Origin of the sequence: Flagellimonas sp. (assembly GCF_965601775.1) — a bacterium.
Taxonomy (GTDB): Bacteria; Bacteroidota; Bacteroidia; order Flavobacteriales; family Flavobacteriaceae; genus Flagellimonas.
This window is the reverse complement of the sequence record NZ_OZ271837.1, coordinates 3202575-3221171: the sequence shown is the minus strand read 5'-3', so window position 1 is coordinate 3221171 and position 18597 is coordinate 3202575. Positions and strand designations below refer to the sequence as shown.

Here is an 18597-nt window from a genome sequence, read left to right as displayed (position 1 = left end):
AAATTCTCAAAACAAAAAATAGCGCAATCCCAATCCCGCATAGGGATAAAAGTTTCCTACATCGGAATTGATATGATAATATTCGTTGGCCTTGATCAAAAGCGAAAAATCATTGCTCAATGCAAACTCAGCCTCTGCACCCAGATAGCCGCCATAAATAAACTGGCTCTCGGCATCAATCAATGCTCCATTGGGAAGCTCGTTGCTTCCATTATTGATCACCTCATAACCGAACAGGCCTCCCCCGCCCACAAAAAGGCTGAAACCTCTACGGGGTGATATATAGACCCTGTAGTAGAGCCCGGGCTGTATGGTAAATATGTTATAGGGGATGTCCGTAGGGCCATCCTCAGCAAAAGCCGCCAGAACGCTTATCTGAAAATATTTGAACCGATTGGGATGGAAGTTAAAGGTTCCCATCACTCCAAAGCCGTCCTCCACGTAACCTCCACTGACCCCGACCGAAGACGCCAGGTTTCCACGCATTTGGGCCATTAGTGACACACTGGACAACATCAAAATCAAAAAAACAAGGTAGCGTAATCGTTTTGTCATAGGCTAAAAGCTTAGGGGTTTATTGATCAAGTAGTGGTCAATGGGCAGAGAAAGGTTCCGGTTCCCCTTGTCCTCGTCCATATCGACCACCAATACCTTCTTGCGGTCCAGTGTAAATTTTTCAAATACGACGATAAAGTGGTTTTCGGAATTACCCTTTATCCGCTTTGGGACCTTATATTGAAACATGGGTCGATGGTCCAGTTTTTGGTTGCTTGAACTGTTGCGGTAGTTGGTGGCAATACTGAACTTTAAAAAGTTGAGATCGTAATCAATGGGCTCTTTGTTCTCGATACGGAACTGCAAATAGATTTCATTGTTGTCATAGTAAACCCCGTTCAGCCAGAGAAACACCCTTCCCGACCTATCAAACAACCTTGCAACCTTCGGCTTATTGAACTGGTTGTAGAGGCAGCGCCTACGGATGTACTCTATTTTATCCTTTTTGTAAAGTTCCAGGGTAATGGGCTGTGAAACCTCCATTTCCTTTCTTTCCACTGTATTTCCAAAGTTCCCTATCTCGCTGTCGGTACTGAAGTTATGTCTGGGAGCTTCCACGCTCTCCGGTAGTCGCATTGGGTCATTCAGGACATCGTTTTGGGATTGCCTCAGCATTGCGCTACGAACCATCTGGTTCTTGTTATCGGCCATGGGAATGGTTATGGACCATCTTTTTTTCTTTGGGATGTCCACCAGTTCCAAGATAAAATCATAGGCAAGCCCGTCCTTGGTGTACACGGTATAATTCGTGTAGTCCCTCTTGTCCGGGGCCACATCATTGTATATCAACATAACCATGTTTTGTGCCGTTGGAGAATTACTTCCCTGTGGAAAGGACTCCAGAAAATTGAGTTCCTTACCATTCACCGCAAAATCATAGGGGCTTGGAAAAACCAACATGGTCTTGTAGTCCCTTGCGACCTGGATGGTATCCACCTGTCCGTATGCGAAGAGGGCCGCACCAAAAAATAACGTAGTATGTATACAAAATCGTTTCATTCCATTAAAAGCAATACCTCATGGTCGTTGACCAACAATATCCGGTCCCGTTGTTTGAGCCTTTTGTTCCTTAAGAAGGCCCCGACCTCACGGACCATATCACTGGCAAGTCCCCCTGTTTCATTGACTACTGAATTTGACGCACTTCCGAGGGCATCGTTGCCTACTTCAGCACTGAACTCACGCCAAAGTTCGCCCGCCCTTTTATTGTAAATCCCTGCCCGTCCGTCACGGTAATCCTTGACAGTTACCTGGACTGGGACATGGTTGATATTATCGATGTCCAAAAGCACACGGTTTCCTTGTATCGAGGCCAGTGCATATATAAATGTGTTTTTCTTGAAGAACTTTCCCCCGAACACCATGTCCTCCAATAGGATGAGCTCCACATTGTCACCAGGCAGGATGAACTGGTCACGATACACGGCCGCTCTAAAAACACTGGATGTATTGGCTCCATCGGTCATATGGGCATTTCTTGGGGGGACATTCCCCGTATTCCCCACAATCTTTTCCTTACCTTCCTGCAGCATTTCCCGATAGGCCAAACGCTGCTCCACAAGTCGTTGTTTTTGTTCCTCATCGCTAAGGGTCTCGTTTACTTTTGCCTTCGTTTTCGTTTGGTACAGGGACGAGGAATTTGGATTGGCATCCATTTTCTTTGGGGTATCCAAAGAAAGTGCCTCCAATTGCTTTACAATTTCCTGAAGCGAGTCCTTTTCGGATTTTTTTTCACCCGCTATTGATTGACCTGGAGGTAAGGTATTCCCTGTGGCTTGGCCATCTTGTCCGTTGGCACGTAGCCGGGTATTCTCCTTGACATCCAAATCAGGTTGTTCTCCGGGAAGCTCAAGGTTCAGCCCATTTTCCTGTATCTGTTCCCGGTCATTGGGGCCATTGAACTTTTTCACGTTCTCAACTATAAAGAAACTGGTAAGGATCAACGCTATGGGCAAGGCAATGGCAAAATTCCGATACCGTACCACCCATCTTTTGAATGCCTGTATGCTATTTGTGTTCCGTATTTTCATTGGTCCCGTATATCTGAATTGTCCAGTACCTTAAAATCCAAAATCTTGATACCGTTCAAATTATTGGGGGTCGTGCCTACCTCTTTCAGGTAGCCACTTGTCATTAGATTTCTGTAGGTGGTAAACCTGCCCTTTTCAATGGCCTGTTTACCATAGTAGGTAAAATAAAAGGGGTAGCTCGCATAGTCCAAATCAATGGAGTCGAGCTCAACAATGTAGCGATAATCACGCATTACCACATCGTGGAAATATCTTTTTTCGACCAAACGACCGTATAGTCGTTTACCAGAATTATCTGTCATAAAAAGTGCTTTTTCCTCAATGTTTCGTTTTATCATTTGTAAGTCAGGCTCCAGGGAAAAGAACAGTTCGTGGAAATTGCGGATGTGCCCCTCGCATAAAATCTCGAGATTTTGTTGCTTGTCGCGCAATGGGTCTAGAGACAACCGTTGCCCCCCATGTAGCATATAGGCATTGTTTCTGGCCCGCTCGTTGGCCTTTCCAATGAAGTGCAGGGAGGTACCGAAGGTCAAGACCACCAAAAGAAGGCATAGATATACGACATTGCGCTGATGCTTCCTGCTTCTTTCTATATCGTTGAAAATGACATACTTTCCTTTCATAACGTCATTGTATTAAAGTGCGCACCCCCTTGCTCGCCCCACCGGTCTTGATATCCATGGCCGTTTGGACTGCCTTTTTTCCATAATGTTTCGGTTTGGAAACGATGCCCGAACCCGATATGTTCATGCCCTGTACCACGAAATTGGCCAGGGTAGGGGCCTTGATGTAAAAAAACGAGGTCATCAGGATGAGGAGCGATGAGGTCATGATCAATGCGATATCCTTGGCTGCCGTAGTGATCAAATGCTCCACCAGCTTATCCACCAGATTCACCATAAAGAGGTCCACTACATAGAGCATGGGAATCCAAAGACATACACTCATAAACTTTTGCAACCATGCCCTCCACATATTGGAAAAGGCCGGTACAAAAGAAAGGCCGATATTGATTGGGCCGAAAATGATGATGATGAACAGGTAAATAATGGAAAGGGCCTTTATGCCGACGAATATCAAGGTCGAGATGATGTGGGCAAAGTTCGTTACCGAACTGGCCATTCCGACCAGCATTATGGACTGTAGCGCGTCGATGTCCATGTCCAATAGGTTCCAACTGAGACCGTTCTGTGCGGCCACATCAATTTGTGCCAGAGCCACCCGCTCACCAATGGAATCCCAATTGTGTTGGGTCCCTATAAAGGCCTTTCCCAAATTGTCATAAAACTCGAATATGGCATAGGCAAACTCACGGTAGTTCCAAAGAATGAACATCAGCGGAAACCATTTTAGGGCCTTGAGCACATCGGCCCTGTCATCTGATGTATAATGAGTCAATGCAAAAATGATCAGACCGATCTTGGCCACCTGGAAACCAATGCCCAAAGTGGGGCCAAGGGAATTGAAGGCATCATCCACATATTGGTCGAAAATGTTGTTGACCACGCCCCTAAATCCTGTTTCCGTTCTTACCAAGTACATTCAATTAATTTTTATCATGGAATACATCGCCTTGCGGTGCTCATTTTTCTGGATAAGTGCATTGTTCAACGAAATGACCTCCTCCAATACTTTGGATATCTTTTCATTAATGGTGGACAGGGCGGACAAACGGTTTGCAGAATCAATAAGCTCAGGGGTAGAGGATACCTTTGCTCCTTGGGCCGTCAAAGTGGATACTTGGGACACGACCGTGACCAAAAAGTCCATCGCTTCCTTTTTTTCCGTTGCCTGCAAATAGGTAAAGGTGTCCAAACTTTTTCGTGTGCCCTTGTAGGCCTCCAACACCTTGTCCTTAAGGGCTGACAGTTCAGAAATCTCAGGGGAGTCCAATACGTAACTGGCCGGCGTCCTTTTCGCGGTGACCTCTTGGGAGAGGAATTGCGAGGAATTGCTGTTGGCCACGGTATTGCGTTCCATGAGCTTGAGCAAGGTGGCCATGTTGGAATTCAAGGTCGATAGCTGTGAGTTCATGGCCAAAATGTTCTTGTTCAGAATGGCCAATTGGGAATTTGCAGCGGCATCCGTCACCGGTATCTGACCGAATGCCAGGACCGGAACAATACAGGTGCAGTAGAATAGTATTTTATATTTTTCCATGGGCATGGGTGTTTATACGTTCATAGGCCTTTGCGGTCCGCTGCCAATCCTTTCCCTGCTGTTCATGCAGTTCAGCTATGCTGGCCTTTTCATAGGGATTGGTCTCAAAAATGCATTTGGTGGGCAGCGAGGTCTCCAGTCCAAAGACCTTGACCCGGTCCTTCCAACAAATGGCCATCTCCCGCAACTTTCTTCCCTTTGGCAGATCACGGTTCAGGGACAAGACGGCTTGCTGTTGTTTTTTGTTAAGGCCCAGCATGCCACGAATACTTTCAAAGGAATTGCTGAACTCGCTCAGATCCAAAAGAACCTTGATATGGCTGTTTACCACAATGGTGTTCCCGATGTATTTGGATTTCACAAAATCGTCCACCTTTTGCGAAATAAAGATGGGCTGTCCGCCGAACTTCCTCGCCATTCTGGATTGGGCATCCAGATAATTGGCCATTATAGGGTTGTCGAAGAGGTTCCATGCCTCGTCCACGTTCAGTATCTTGTTCACTGCCAATTTTCGCGGGTCCTTCAATTTTTTGTTGAAGACATCGATCATCAAAAAAGCGATGATGGGGAACAATTGTTCGTTGTCTATCAAATTGCTCAATTTGAGATAGATGAGCCGCTCTTGGCTGAGGCGCGCAATCCTATCGTCATCACTGTTCAAGAGATAAGCGCGGGGTCCGTCATGAGCGTATTTCCCCAAAAGCAACAAAAACACATTGAGGTCAAACACCTTACTTCGTATGCCCTTTTCTTTTACGATTTTGGGCAAGTGTTCCCTTACCTGGTCGTAAAAGCCGTTAAAGGAGAATTTTGCGTTTTCCTGGCCCAAATTATTGCCATAATAGCCTTGGACCATCAATTCTATGAGTGTCTGGGAAACGCTTGCATTAATTGTATTTTCCGTTCCTTCCCCATGATGGGTGGTCAAAAGGTGTACCAAGGCGACCAACTGGGTCAGCTTATGCTCCGAAAGGGTCCTTTTCCCATTTTTGACCACCGTATCGTATCGATCCAAGGCAAAGGGATTGAAGGTAAATGGGTGCTCGTCGTCATTTTCCACAACCACCCCGTCAAGAACCGCCAATAGCTTGTCATAGGAATTGCCATTTTCCAAGATCACGATATCGGCACCTTCCCGGTATTCTGAAAACAGATAGCTGTTCGCAAAAAAGGTCTTTCCCCCTCCAGAACCGGAGGCGACCAACATCCCCCGATTGAATATCCAGTCCATGCGTTCGGGTTCCTTATAAATGCTTACCAACAAGGGTTTTCCCGAAGTCCTGTCCACCATACGAAGACCGTGTGTGCCATGCAATGGATTTCTGTAGCCACCCTCAAAATACCAGAGACTGGCCGTCATTTCAGAAGATAAGGGACTGAACATTTCCATACTGGTCCCTATACCATTGCCCATGATACCCCCCAGGAACAGGTTTTTCCGGTCTACTGTATTTTCCTTCACGTTGATGCCCAGTTTTTTGAAACGGGACCGGATAGTATTGCACATGGCCCCAAAACCCTTTTCAGAGGCCGATAGGCCCATTACGTTCAAATGGTAGTAGACCAGTTCTTTGTGGTCGTTCAATATTTGGTGCTGGAACTCATATATCTGGTCCCTGTATGCACTGTTTTTATCGCCCTTGGTATTGCGGGCATATTTGTCCAAGCGTCTTGCCTTGGCCCGTAACCGAGACATGGCCTTCTCTTTTTCAGGGATGTAGATGTACTGGTTGATGATATGCTCCTGTGGAATCTTGAACCCCAGGGAGAACAGGTTGCCTATGGGAAATAGGTTCTCCCCGATACAATACTTTCCAAAATATTCATGCTGGGCCATGTCCTCCTTAAAGAACTGGTCCAAATTTTCCAAAGTGAAAAATTGGGCACGTTTGTTCCCGATATATACTTTATGGTCACTAAAGTCGAGATCCCTTCCCGTTCCCTGACTAAAACCAGCCTCCAAATACGTGTCATAATACCCGCCTTCGCCGAAGAGAGACTCATAATCCAATATACGGGATTGCATCAGCTCCGATTCGTTGATAAGGTCATTTACCGCACGGACCCTGGACTCAAAGTCGGATGCGATGTCAGTATACAGATATTCGCTGGGAACATGGTTGTTGAAAAAGTACTTTCTATCCTTTCGCAAATACTGATTGGCCCCCTGTGGGGTCCTGTTGATGTAATTTTTTGGCACCTTATGAATGGTCAAAAAACAACGGTGCTCTAAATAAGGCCTATTCTGGAAATACCATTCGTCCTCGGCCTCAAAGAAATCCCGTTCCAATCGTTCCCGGTCCATTATATAGTGCTCTCCAAAAAACAGGTCCTGCTTATGGATAAGGCAATTTTCCCCCATTATTTCGATGATGCCCGATACCAAACGGTTCAATGTCAGATAGTCCCCTTCATCAAGGGTATACACTTCGGGTAGCTCCAATCGTAAGGGTATCCCCAAACAACCACGCTCCTTTGAGACCAATATGGGGTACTCATAGCCATAAATGGGAAATGCGTCCATCAGGTTCATTTTCTTCGCCATACCAACAGCTTTTTTTTGTTAACGTGACCCTTGATGCTATTCGGCCGCTTTCGGTCCGCTTGGGATTTTATAAAGCCATTGCTCCCATAAGCTTTGGAGTAGTACAACATTAGGCCCGTGTAGAGTATGGCCACGGCAAATGACAGGAGCATGCTCAAAAGGGTAGGAAGGATACTGCTGATTACCAGGCCCATGGCCAATGAAATGAAAGTGCCCTTGAAAGCCTGATCCACATATTTGGCCCTTAGCCCGAAAAAGAAGACATCCTTCTGTAGGGCTTTTGGTATTTTGACCATACGGTTTTCCATGGTCATTGGGCTAAAGTATCCGCCATGGCTGCAAGCGCCCAAAATATCAATAGGCCAATGACCAGATTGCCCACTTTCCTGGCCATATCCTGGTTCTGTTCACGGATGATCAAAAAGGCAAGCCCTGAGATAATGGTCAACGTCCCGGCACAAAAATGAACAATGTTGAAAATGCTGTCGCTGATGCGCTCTGCCCCTTGCTCGGCGGCGTCGACCTGGTTGACAAGCTCCTCTATCTGGGCCAGACCGGGTGTGTGGCAAAATAACAGGAGAGTGAGGACTAGAAGATATTTAGCCCGTGTCCTTGGGATCCCCTTCCGGGGGATCATCGGTGTTTTTGATGACCTTGAGTTTTTCATTTTCTTTCGGAATTAAGGATTGTTTGTGTTCATCGGTATCGGACGCACTGAAAATATCCAACAGCTCAGAGCTGGTTTCATTTTCATTGACTTGGTTGAGTAATTGGTCCATGTCTACGTTTTGATACGATTCATTTTTAGCAAATATATTCATTTTTTGCACAAATGACTTATTTCCTGAAAGATTTTTTTTGCGGTCCGCACGAAGTATCCGAAAAACCACCACATACCATATCAGGCACAACGTCCCGATGATGATATATACGATATGGTCCCAGTCCAGGTTCAAATCCGCTCCAAGGTTTTTAACAGTTGAGGAATATACTGGCTATGGAAGTGTTCGAGCACCTTCCGCATGATATCGTTCCTGGATGCCTTTTCTCCCATTTTGTAATTATAGGCACTGGTCAGTTTTTCATAATCTGAAAAACAGGCCTTACTGAGCCTAAAGATAAATTGCTCTTTCCTGTCCGGATAGTAATCGCTTTCCATTAGGGCCATAAATGCTTCTATTTTTTTCCGTTCTCCAGTGTTTGGTTTCGATAGACCGGTAGCGGTTGTTATTCCACTGAACCTATTACCCGTCCCCTCCTTTCCTTTTTTCAGGGCAGCGCTCTCTTTCTTACCATCATTCTCAACGCTGGCAGACAGCTCCGTATTGCGTTGCGCTTTCAATTCCCTGGTTTCCTCACCAGTATCCACATTGTCCAGTACTGCGGAATCCAGTAGTTCCTGGACGTTTATTTTCTTTCCCATTTTTTATCCTTTTGAAATTTTTAGTACCCGTTCTATAAATTTTTTGATTCCCATTTCGCTGTTCTCCTTTCCCTCCGGTATGGGGTAAAGGGTGTTTCTGTAACGTTCCCGATACACGGTACGGTCCATGACCACCTCCTCCATGATGGGCATTCCGGCCCGTTCAAAGGTATTCCGAACGGCTTTGAACTTGTTGGCCTTCACCAGTTCATATCGGTTGAAAAATAGATTTAGCGACCGTAACACGCGATCTTCGTTATTGAGGAAATTCGCCTCCAAGGTCTTGTAGAACATCGCCGTACTGTCTATTTCCAGTTCATCGAGGAAAAACGGGATGAACAAGTGCTCGATGTACAGCAGCCCCTGTACCATTTCCTCGTTGAGGTTTCCGGGAAAGTCGATGATGATATAGTCCACTATTCCGTAAAACTTTCGTATCCATTGGTCCAAAGTTCCCACATTGGAACGCACCACGGGATACAACTCCAAATCATCCCTTTTCCCTAGGGAAACCCTTTGTAGGTCACGTTCCCTTTTTTTGAACACGGAATACTGTGGGTCGTCCATATCGATAAGAACCACTTTTTTCCCGTAGGATTTAGAGAGGTTGGTCGCCAGGATAATGTTCATTGTGGTCTTTCCACAACCGCCTTTTTCACCGGCACAAGAAATAATTTTTGTGTCCATAAAAATAAAATTAATTGACCAGGGTAGCATATGACCATATGATGCTATGGGCATTCTACCATTTGAATAAATGACCCTATGGTCATGTAATACGATCATGCTATGGTCAAATGATGAATTGATTATTGCTATATATGAGTATAGCTATATGTATTGACAGCAATGATTATCGCAATATTCAGTACTATCTATATGGCTATATATGACCCGGTAGCCTCTAAAAAAGTAGGATCACATGCCCACTAATCATCGATTTCCCCGGATTGCCCTACAGGGCCTCCAAGCCCGCAGTGCCTTAGGGACCTATGGTGCCCTAAAGAGTTCAAGTACGTGCGAAAATGCAAAAACGGAAAGAAGTGCTCAAAGGGATTTCTTGAATTCCCCAAGGGCATCGGTCACCTTTTTTTCGAGGTCGCGGTACTTTTCCTGGATGTCCTCCTTGTATACCATGTTCTCCCCAAGGTTTCGCTTGGTGACGAACTCGTTGTCAGGCAAGAGTATCCAAATAGGGTTGTACCCAAGGCTATAGAAGTAAAGAATGATCTTAATGGAATTGACCATGGAGGAACCCCGCTCCACATTGGCCAACGTGGAACGCGCCATGTTCAGACGCTCGCTCAATTTGGTCAGGGAAAACTCGCTGAACCGCTTGTCCTGGATATCATCCATGTCCACGAGTTCCTTGCGGATCTCTTTAAGGCGTTCGCCGATATATCCCAAATCATTGGAATCCAAATTGATAATCGATTCAATGTCCATTAATCCATGTTTTCTACAGGAAAGCTACAATACCCTTCCCTGTTTTCGTTCTCAAATTCATCCTTTAATCCATCAATCATTGCAGCGGTCTCATTATCGAGTCCCTTTCCCCAATGATCGTAAAAAGCGCTAACCTCGGTCTTTGACCGATTCATTGATTTTGCAATTTCACCATTTATTTTCTTTTCATCAAATATGGCCGTCTCAAGTTCGTTGCCCGTTATGGCCCTGTATTCCATTTTTACCAGCGCATCTACCTCGTCGACGATTTGATCAAAGACTTCCTGCGCTATGCGGTCCATTTCACAGTGGACCAAAAACTCATCTATGATTTCGACATAGAGCCTCCGCAAAGCCCCTTTTTTGTTTTCCCTTTCCATTGCCTTCCCAAACCCTTGTCTGTAATCAAAGAGCTTTAAGCGCTTCACCAGGTCCTTGAACAACTTACGTTGGGTTCCATTTTGAAACCGCGTTTTGGCCACCTTGTCCAATACCGTCCCGTAAAACTCCAGATACCCCACTTCCTTTTGGAAAAGCGGTATGACGCCTTCCAGAAGATCAAGTTCATCGACCAACCGCATATACTCTTCCTGTTGGTCTTTGAAATCTTTGGGCCTAAAGTCCTTCACTATGGGAAGTTCGTGGGCCATGGCGCGTTGCTTGGCAGAAATATCGGGACGTAACAGCCCATAGCACTTTTTCTGGGTGATCTGGTTCTCGAAGGTATCCGCCGTTAAGCCTGCAAAATATCCTGTGGACATGGCCGCAATCTTGCTTTTTGGGAGCAGTTCCATCATCTGGGTGCTGAGATTCGTGCTGGTATCGCTACTACTGGTATTGGTGGATACCTTCTCTTGGTGGATCTTCCCGAAAAGTTCGCTCAGCCGTTTGGCGGTCTCCCCTTTGGCTGCCCCGCAAATGATGTTCGCACAATTGTCGTAGATGACATCGGCCAATTCCCTGCCATAATCCAAAATGAGCTGCCCCACGCTCTGTATTCCGAGCACCGTGGCAATCTTGTTTTCCCTTCCCGTGTCGATGATCGTACGAAGCAACATGATAAAAATGGTTGGGAGCTCATCGATAATGAGCGCCATATGCCTTCTCCCTGGACGGTTTATCCGTTTGAGAATGGTGTTCATGTAAAGGCTCAAAGGGGCGGAATATACCTCCTTGCGGCCCGGATTGTTCTGCAACGAGATGATTTTGGGATGTTGGGGGTCGTTGACCTCCAAATTGAAATCGTTGCCCGACATCACATAGAAGATTTCCTTGGTGGCAATACTTGACAAGCTTATCTGTACTGTACTGGTCTGCCCCGCCAATTGGTCCATGGCCTTTTTTTCAAGGGCGTCCCTAAAGGGTACCAATATCTGGCGTACCTCCACATCCTGCATCATAATTTCCATCAGCACATCGATCTTTACGGTGGTCAATAGGGCCAAATGCCCCGGAGTACAGATATACAGTCCGGTTTCTTCCGCTTTTTTTTTCAAGTACCATATGCAACCGCTGGTAAAACTGATGGCACTGCGTGAAAAATAGTCCTGTTTCTTGATCCATTCCGGATTCAGGTTCTTCATCAGGGTAGATGCCGTATCTATGGCATCCGACTGGTTGATCAGGCCATAGGGGTCAATGGGATTGTTGCGGTGTGTCCTTCGGATATCGTCAAAACAGATGAAGTACATTTTTGGCAATTCCCGTCCTTCCTGCTTTCCCAATTTTGCCCTTGCCTCCTGGAGGTATCCATATGCTTTTTTGGTCAAGGCATTGAACTTGAAATCATAGATGACCATGGCATATTTTTTGAAAATGAACTGCCCCATGATCTCCTCGATGACCGAAAACGACTTTCCACTACCAGGGGTGCCGATGACCAAAAGGGCCCGGAAGAGGTTCACAAAATTGAGCCACCCCTTTCGCTTTTTGCCCTTGTGGACATAGGTATAGGGAATGTTGGCCGAATACTCGGTATCCAGGAGTTCCTCCATTTGTAAAAACGTCTCATTGCTATCGTTGAAGGGGTCTTCCTCGGCCAGGTTGCTAAAGTTGAAAAGTGCAAAAAGTTGCATCCCATAGGTCATCAGCCCAAAATAGGACAGCCCGTAACCGGCCATCGACAACAACATCCAGCCCGGACTCCGGGCAGAGAACCAGATGGGTAAGAGCAAGAATACCGCGCTTAGCATCAGGCCCATAACAATCCTTCTTTTGTGCAGTCCTTTTTTCTTTTTCGGCCGGTACATCATGATACCTCCAAAGAGCAGCCCACAAAGGATCCACCGAGATTCCATTCCCGTTGTCGGCAATCCGCTGCGGTGCACTAGGGCGTAGGCACGATCAGCCAGCCATTGATTGCCGAAATAGTACACGTACAGGGCATAAAACTCCATAAAAAGTACCAGGGTAAAATAAAAGGCCGAGAGGTACATCCCCACATAGCCTCGGTTTCTATCTTGCATTTTTTCGTGTTATTTGTTCTCTTGCAATACCTTGCTCCACCTTTTTGATTTTTCCCTGGGCCAACGAACGCACTTTTTTTTTACCAGGATCAGCTCATCGTTCCAATCCTTTCCCATCTTTGGTTTTGCCATATGGATTTTGTTGCCCGTGCAAAGCCCGCTTAAGGCATGCACCGCCGTTTTCCAATAGGCACGGGATATCAAGGTGTTGTCGCCCATATCCAAAATCCTCTGTAGGTCCATTTCCCAAATCACCTTGTCCTTAAAGCAAAGGGCCTTTTTCATACCCTGCGGATGACCCTGGAACCTCTCGGCTATCCGGGCATTGAGCCGTTCACTGTCCCTTTCCATCTGCCCGTGTTGCCCTGAGCGGTAGTTCAGCCGGATTTCCGCGACGGGGCGTTTCCAGACCACCTCCATGAAAACATCCTTGGATTTCCGGTTCATCCAAGCGGACAAAAGCCTCAAATCATATCGCATGCCCTCCATATCAGAATCAAACCCCAGGTGGAGGGGCAGATTGTCATGGGGGTCGACCAATGCTTTCCATTGAAAGAGTTGGTCCAACTTTCGGTCATCGATATGTCCTGAGAGCGAGATGTAAAAGCAGTTGGGCCTCTTGTGCAGCTCGTGGTAGGCCAAGGCGTCAAAGGCACTTTCAAAGCACACAATTTTCTGGGCCTTGATATCCGGATTGCTGACAAAAAGATATTGGTAGCGTTCGTTGAGGAACAGTCGGAATTTTTTGGTCTTACCGTCCCGCCTGTCCGTATAGGGCCGGTTGTACAGCGTATAGTTCTTGACAATTCCATCAACACCGTATTTCGGTACGGCAATATTGGCAATACGCCCCTTGTTGTCATTGACATGGAAGGCATTGAAAATACGTCCCTTAAAGGCTTCGGATTGAAAGGTCGCCTGGTCAAGGCTTCGTTCCTTTATCAGATAATCCCATCGGCTCAAGGGACCGATATGGTACTTTTCCTCAAGGGATTGTGTTGGGGCAGGCCTTTTTTTTACGGCCGTAGGTCCTACGATTTCATAGGACCTCTCTATACTATCCAATCCCTGCCGTACCGCCTCATAGAAATTGTCCGATCTCCGCTTGAGAAAGGTGAAGAATCGGCCCTTGTCCAACGAATCCGAGCGATTGAAATAGGTGACCGGGATTCGTTTGGTCTGCAGCACAATGCGATCCCCGTCCTTTTCAAACTCCGAAGAACCAGCGCTGCGTTTTATCAAGCGATATCCCATGGCCCCCAAATACCCTGGAAAATCGATTTCCGTGTTGATCTTGGATATGAGGGCCTTGTAATGGCCCGGATCTTCCGAATAACTTTTCATTGAAATACGATTCTGTTGATAAAAAAGGCCGTCCGGTGCGGACGGCCCTTATGGGTAGTTCCCCGTTCAAAGTTTTACCCCTCTACTGGGTGTCTTTTTTTTTTCATCGGTGACCACTTCCATTTTCATGGCCTTGGCCATATCGATGTTCTTGGTGATAAAGGTCTCCTTTCTGGGCGACCAGCTGACCAGATAGGGCTTTTTGCCGTTGGCCTTGCTCTTTATCTCGATTTCCACTTCCTTTCCGCTATTCAGGGCATTGGCCTGTTCCAAGGTCAATTTCTCCCCATAGATATACGTGTTGGATGTGAGGGCAGGTTTGGTCCGTATATCCTGGAGTCTTGGTTCATAATAGGCCAATTTCTGAAAGATTTCCCCATCGTTGGTACTGCCCTGGAACACAATGAATTCTTTTTTCTCGACCATTCGCTCAAATTCCTTGGCAGTGAAGGTATGGTTATAGGCAACGGCCTTTTCCAAGGTCACCGGCTCGTTCCTTTTGTACTGCACATCAAGACGGGAGCCTTGGTCGCGGTCATACACCATTTGGATCATTTTCGAACTGTCCTTTAACTGCCCTTCGGAAATGTAGGTGGATTCGTGCATGTACTCCCTTCCTTGCACAAGGTTGTCCTGGATGTTTTCGGGCAGTTTTTCAAAACTGATGTACTGTCCCTCCAATTGCTCCTTGACATCACCATATGCATACCGTTGTGCCGGTGATTTCAGGGTTTCCAACCATCTACTGTTGCGGGGAAGGTCAAAAACCTGTCCCTCGTTGGTCTTGATGGAAACGGTACTGTCCTTTTCGGAGATGACCGTTCCCTTTTGCCACTTTTGGTTCACTTTGACGAAAACCTTTTCTGCGATCTGTCTTTCCATTTTATAATTGAATTAAGGATTAATACGAATTTGTTTAACTTTACCATCTGGATATGTCTTTCCATTTTCATATCCGGAATTAAGGATAAAAGGGGCGGGAGCGCCCCTTTTTTTATACGGCCATACGAAAGGCCTCCATTGCCCTTTCTCCACTGTATATACCGCTCCGTTCCAACTCCTTGGCCCAGTTTACATCCACGGGTTTAATGATTTCTATGGTTTTGCCCATATAGTTTCTGTAATAGCTCCACAAAAAATAGCGGAGCGCGTTTACATCAAAGGGCAGACGGCATAAAATCATGTCCTTTTCCCGTGTGAGTACGATGCTGTGCTGGTTCAATAGGGATTGGTCCGGCATCTTATTGAAGCCCAGATATTCTTGGGCCAGTGAATTGTTGAATTTCTTTATCTCTTTGAACAGATTGGTGAGGGCCTTATCGGTTTCCGGGGCGAAACGGATGCCCAAATGATCCTTGCCCACCCGCACCAAAAATTTGGAATCGTTCAGAAAGGACATCAGCATAAGATCATGGATATAGCCCTCAATTTTGGACCTTCCCGTAAGACTGAGGGCCATCTTGCTCAATTTGGTGGTCTTGTGGATGCGTACCAAAATCTTTGCGGTATCGTAGTTGATGTCCAAAAAAGCAAGGTAGACCGCATTGCGCAACTGGAAACGGCCATGGAAGGCCAGGGCTTCCATGGGACTTCTAAGCACCACCAAATGTTCTATCGACTTCGGGACGTTACTGAACCAGACCGAGGCCGATATATCACTTTCCCCCAATAGGGAATGTCCATTTCCATCCGCAACGACATAACCGGTCAGGGTATTGGCAAGATTGTAGAACGGAAAAACCAGCCTCCCCTTGGTATCGGCGAACACTTTTCCCGCGAACTGGCCTTCGTCATCATTGACTACTTCATAGGGGAGTAGGGAATGGGTCGCTGTCATCCCCTCAAAATGGTTATACGTTTTCTTCTTAGTTTCTAGGACGTCGTTTTTTTCCTGTTCCAAAAGAAATAGGCCCTTTTCCTCCAGCTTTGTATAAAAAGCATCGATTTTTGACCAGAGCCCCAGTTTTGTGGAGCCCTCCGTTTTGGAGAGCTGTTCCAGCACAAGGTCAAACGCTGCCAGTTTGTGCTCAGGTCTGCTGGTCTTATAATAGCGTTGCCCCTCCTCAGTTTGGATGACTATGGCATGGTCCTTTCCCATCTTGTAGCTATGGAACCCGCTTTCCTTGCGAGATGGCTCAAAACCGGAATACTTAAAAAGGGCGTTCAGGTCCAGAAGGTCGTCCCATTTTCGCCATTTGTTGTTCATAAATATATTTTTATATGTGTAAAAATCGATTATATTTGCAAATAACACTACAAATATAATTAAATTTTGGAAATGACAAACCCAAAGCAAGAATTCTTCTGAGCATGTGGCGCCGAAACCTCAAATCGAAGTTTAGATTCCTCTCCAAAAATTGGAGGGTCAACTATGGATTTGACAGAGTGCAGCAACAGATAGACTCCAAGGATGCATCCCACTTTACCCCAAATAATGGATACTATTGGGCCTTTATTGCACTGTTTTTCCTGTGCTGGGGGCTGCGTTTCTTTTGGACGGACGATTCCTTTCCCCCGCAAGGAACCATGGAAAGGCCATCGACCCTTTCCATGGAAAATAGGCAAACGCTCACCGGTGATATGCTCTTTAAGGGAATGGCCCTAAAGCTATCGGAGATTACGGACTTCGGCCAAATGGAGAAGTTACTGCGTTTTTTTGCCATGCGACCGTTCATTTTGGACAGTGTGCCTTCCTGTGTTCCCCTGTACAAGGAAAGCTTTGTAGTATCAAGTCCTTACGGGCAACGGTTCCACCCCATTCATCAAATTACGAAACACCATTTTGGAGTGGATTTCGCCGCAACCAAGGGAACCCCAATTTATTGTACAGCGGCAGGGACCGTCACCCATATCGGAAACGACCCAAATGGGCATGGGCTTCATGTTATCGTTACACATGCCCATGGGTTTGTGACACTATACGGCCATATGGACCAAGTGGCCGTCACCATAGGGGAAAAAGTTCCCCCTCATGAATATATCGGCACGGTCGGAAACTCCGGCCTTTCGACCGGACCACACCTGCACTATGAGACCATCAAGGACGGTAATCGATTGGATCCAGCACCTTCCTTTAACATCAAATATGATGTCTACAGGCGTTTGAGCCAATCGAACTGAAGGGGTCGTCATACTATCCTTATCTGACAGTTCCATTCAATATCAAAAGTACTTTCATTGTATATTTTGGGCGTTCGGGCCCGCTTTCCGCTTAAAGTCCCCACGGTGACCCCCAGGAGGGCACCGTGAAGAGCTATCGCTGCAATCGGTAACGCAGCGCCCCATAGGGGCGCATATTTTTGGATAGGGGTAAATGAAGCAAGAGGTGATGTAAACTATTGAAAAACTGTGTTTTATCTATGCTTTAGGGTAAATTGAAGGTATAACCGAAAACAGAAAATCCATAAAAACTTGTATTAAGTGCCCGCGTGTGAAGGGCGTCCAAAAGTTCACCATTTTCCCGTGCTGTGCCCAACTGATCAACAAAACAATTAAAAGGACAAACCCTAAAACAAAAATCGATGTTACCTCTAGAGACCCTTTATGAAAAATTGCCCTTTTTGGCCTTTGCTTTCTTTGTCTTGTTGACCGTAAAAGGCGTATTCCGACTGAAACGCTTTTTACGGCTTCCCCTATTGCTCATCCTGTTCCTGCTATTGGCCGTTCCCTTTATCAAGGATCTGCTATGGCTGTTCGCTGCCATGGAACTGTCCATTTGGGGCTATTATCTGGCGAGCAAATGGCCATGGCCGATTGCCTGAGACCTTTGGAGGTGCGGAAATCCCTGTCCGTGTTCCTTGGTAATGCGATAGGGCGTGAAACCGCCCTATCACATTGGTTTTACCCATGCCTTGAGTTGCACCCTGAAGGGTGCCTTTTTGTGGATGGGGGAGAAAGAAGTGGAAGGTGGGAATAGCGGGGATTTTACTGGTTTTTAAAGAGGTGTGATCGTATCTTGAGGTAAGTTAAGTAATTGAAAAACAGACAAATAAATTGTATTTTGCACTATGGGGACCATCAATGAAATAGAGGTGAGTTATCGGCACGAGATTCCAGCGTCCCTCTGGAAAAAAATAGGCTCATCAGCCGATGCGGCTGAGGTCCTGTACGAGCATTGGGACAAGGGCACGATAGGACTGCAGGAATCCTTTAAGGTGGTACTGCTCAACAATGGCAACAGGGTCAAGGGCATGTATGAGATTTCCAAAGGGGGGATAACGGGAACTATGGTCGATTTGCGCATCCTTTTTGCGGTTATCCTCAAGAGCCTTACCGTGGGAATCCTACTTTGCCATAATCATCCCAGTGGCACCCTAAAGCCAAGTGCCAACGACAAGAGCATCACCAAAAAGATACAGAACGCCTCCAAACTTTTTGATATTCAGGTGCTGGATCATATCATACTGGGCCCTGATGGTTCCTACTATAGCTTTGCAGATGATGGAGTGATTTAATGCTACCCCATTGGTCCAGTCAATGTATTCTTAAATAGGGGGCGCACAGGGCGAGAAACCAAATGAGCGGCAAAATCAAAAAAGAACCGTTATGTAAATTCCCTGTACCCGGATTCATGATACCAAATTATACCACAGACCTTTTGCTCATTGCTCCCTCTTCTGTCGCCAAATA

The 18597-nt window shown here is 46.2% G+C and carries 19 protein-coding genes; 3 read left to right on the top strand and 16 right to left on the bottom strand.

Annotated features, from left to right (window positions below; all coding sequences use genetic code 11):
- Positions 1-6 precede the first annotated feature (6 nt).
- The 16 genes from ACSLUF_RS14930 to ACSLUF_RS14855 all read right to left on the bottom strand — a co-directional run bounded on the left by ACSLUF_RS14930 (position 7) and on the right by ACSLUF_RS14855 (position 16174).
- Positions 7-555 carry a conjugal transfer protein TraO gene (locus ACSLUF_RS14930; RefSeq protein WP_106143251.1) on the bottom strand — a complete coding sequence of 183 codons (549 nt, stop codon included), beginning with the start codon at positions 553-555 and terminating at the stop codon, positions 7-9.
- Positions 556-558: 3 nt separating this feature from the next.
- Positions 559-1554 carry a DUF4138 domain-containing protein gene (locus ACSLUF_RS14925; RefSeq protein ID WP_431129887.1) on the bottom strand — a complete coding sequence of 332 codons (996 nt, stop codon included), beginning with the start codon at positions 1552-1554 and terminating at the stop codon, positions 559-561.
- Positions 1551-2585 (bottom strand): conjugative transposon protein TraM, encoded by a 1035-nt coding sequence (traM, locus tag ACSLUF_RS14920; RefSeq protein WP_431129884.1) that lies wholly within the window; start codon positions 2583-2585, stop codon positions 1551-1553. The genes ACSLUF_RS14925 and traM overlap by 4 nt, the downstream gene beginning before the upstream one ends.
- The gene (locus tag ACSLUF_RS14915) at positions 2582-3208 is read right to left on the bottom strand and encodes a hypothetical protein (protein ID WP_106143248.1); all 627 of its coding nucleotides are present in this window, start codon (positions 3206-3208) and stop codon (positions 2582-2584) included. Before ACSLUF_RS14915 ends, traM begins: the two co-directional genes overlap by 4 nt.
- A gap of 4 nt (positions 3209-3212) precedes the next feature.
- The gene (locus ACSLUF_RS14910; protein ID WP_431129880.1) at positions 3213-4127 is read right to left on the bottom strand and encodes a type IV secretion system protein; all 915 of its coding nucleotides are present in this window, start codon (positions 4125-4127) and stop codon (positions 3213-3215) included.
- A complete protein-coding gene (locus ACSLUF_RS14905) occupies positions 4128-4745 on the bottom strand; it encodes a hypothetical protein (protein WP_106143246.1) in 618 nt (205 codons plus the stop codon). It abuts the gene before it with no gap.
- Positions 4732-7290: a TraG family conjugative transposon ATPase gene (locus ACSLUF_RS14900; protein WP_435623469.1), complete on the bottom strand. Its 2559-nt coding sequence runs from the start codon at positions 7288-7290 to the stop codon at positions 4732-4734. The genes ACSLUF_RS14905 and ACSLUF_RS14900 overlap by 14 nt, the downstream gene beginning before the upstream one ends.
- Entirely contained in the window at positions 7275-7586 is a 312-nt protein-coding gene (locus tag ACSLUF_RS14895) for a DUF4133 domain-containing protein (RefSeq protein ID WP_435623468.1), read from the bottom strand. The genes ACSLUF_RS14900 and ACSLUF_RS14895 overlap by 16 nt, the downstream gene beginning before the upstream one ends.
- Before the next feature lie 303 nt (positions 7587-7889).
- Complete coding sequence (locus tag ACSLUF_RS14890; RefSeq protein ID WP_435623467.1) at positions 7890-8111, bottom strand: hypothetical protein; 222 nt, start codon at positions 8109-8111, stop codon at positions 7890-7892.
- 131 nt (positions 8112-8242) lie between these two features.
- On the bottom strand, positions 8243-8713 hold the full coding sequence (locus tag ACSLUF_RS14885) for a hypothetical protein (protein ID WP_435623466.1): 471 nt from the start codon (positions 8711-8713) through the stop codon (positions 8243-8245).
- Between the two features lie 3 nt (positions 8714-8716).
- Positions 8717-9400, bottom strand: coding sequence for a ParA family protein (locus ACSLUF_RS14880; RefSeq protein WP_435623465.1), 684 nt, complete (start codon positions 9398-9400; stop codon positions 8717-8719).
- Between the two features lie 360 nt (positions 9401-9760).
- A complete protein-coding gene (locus ACSLUF_RS14875; RefSeq protein ID WP_106143239.1) occupies positions 9761-10159 on the bottom strand; it encodes a helix-turn-helix domain-containing protein in 399 nt (132 codons plus the stop codon).
- Positions 10159-12624, bottom strand: a complete 2466-nt coding sequence (locus ACSLUF_RS14870) for a type IV secretory system conjugative DNA transfer family protein (protein WP_431129869.1) — start codon at positions 12622-12624, stop codon at positions 10159-10161. The genes ACSLUF_RS14875 and ACSLUF_RS14870 overlap by 1 nt, the downstream gene beginning before the upstream one ends.
- Positions 12625-12633: 9 nt before the next feature.
- Positions 12634-13968, bottom strand: a complete 1335-nt coding sequence (locus ACSLUF_RS14865; protein ID WP_435623464.1) for a hypothetical protein — start codon at positions 13966-13968, stop codon at positions 12634-12636.
- A 66-nt stretch (positions 13969-14034) separates the two neighbouring features.
- Positions 14035-14850: a hypothetical protein gene (locus ACSLUF_RS14860; RefSeq protein WP_431129864.1), complete on the bottom strand. Its 816-nt coding sequence runs from the start codon at positions 14848-14850 to the stop codon at positions 14035-14037.
- A gap of 112 nt (positions 14851-14962) precedes the next feature.
- Positions 14963-16174 carry a hypothetical protein gene (locus ACSLUF_RS14855; RefSeq protein ID WP_435623463.1) on the bottom strand — a complete coding sequence of 404 codons (1212 nt, stop codon included), beginning with the start codon at positions 16172-16174 and terminating at the stop codon, positions 14963-14965.
- 104 nt (positions 16175-16278) lie between these two features.
- Here ACSLUF_RS14855 and ACSLUF_RS14850 point away from each other — a divergent pair, with 104 nt between their 5' ends.
- The 3 genes from ACSLUF_RS14850 to ACSLUF_RS14840 all read left to right on the top strand — a co-directional run bounded on the left by ACSLUF_RS14850 (position 16279) and on the right by ACSLUF_RS14840 (position 18422).
- A complete protein-coding gene (locus tag ACSLUF_RS14850; RefSeq protein WP_435623462.1) occupies positions 16279-17088 on the top strand; it encodes a M23 family metallopeptidase in 810 nt (269 codons plus the stop codon).
- A gap of 401 nt (positions 17089-17489) precedes the next feature.
- On the top strand, positions 17490-17729 hold the full coding sequence (locus ACSLUF_RS14845) for a hypothetical protein (protein ID WP_431129855.1): 240 nt from the start codon (positions 17490-17492) through the stop codon (positions 17727-17729).
- 246 nt (positions 17730-17975) lie between these two features.
- The gene (locus ACSLUF_RS14840) at positions 17976-18422 is read left to right on the top strand and encodes a JAB domain-containing protein (RefSeq protein ID WP_431129852.1); all 447 of its coding nucleotides are present in this window, start codon (positions 17976-17978) and stop codon (positions 18420-18422) included.
- Positions 18423-18597: the final 175 nt, after the last annotated feature.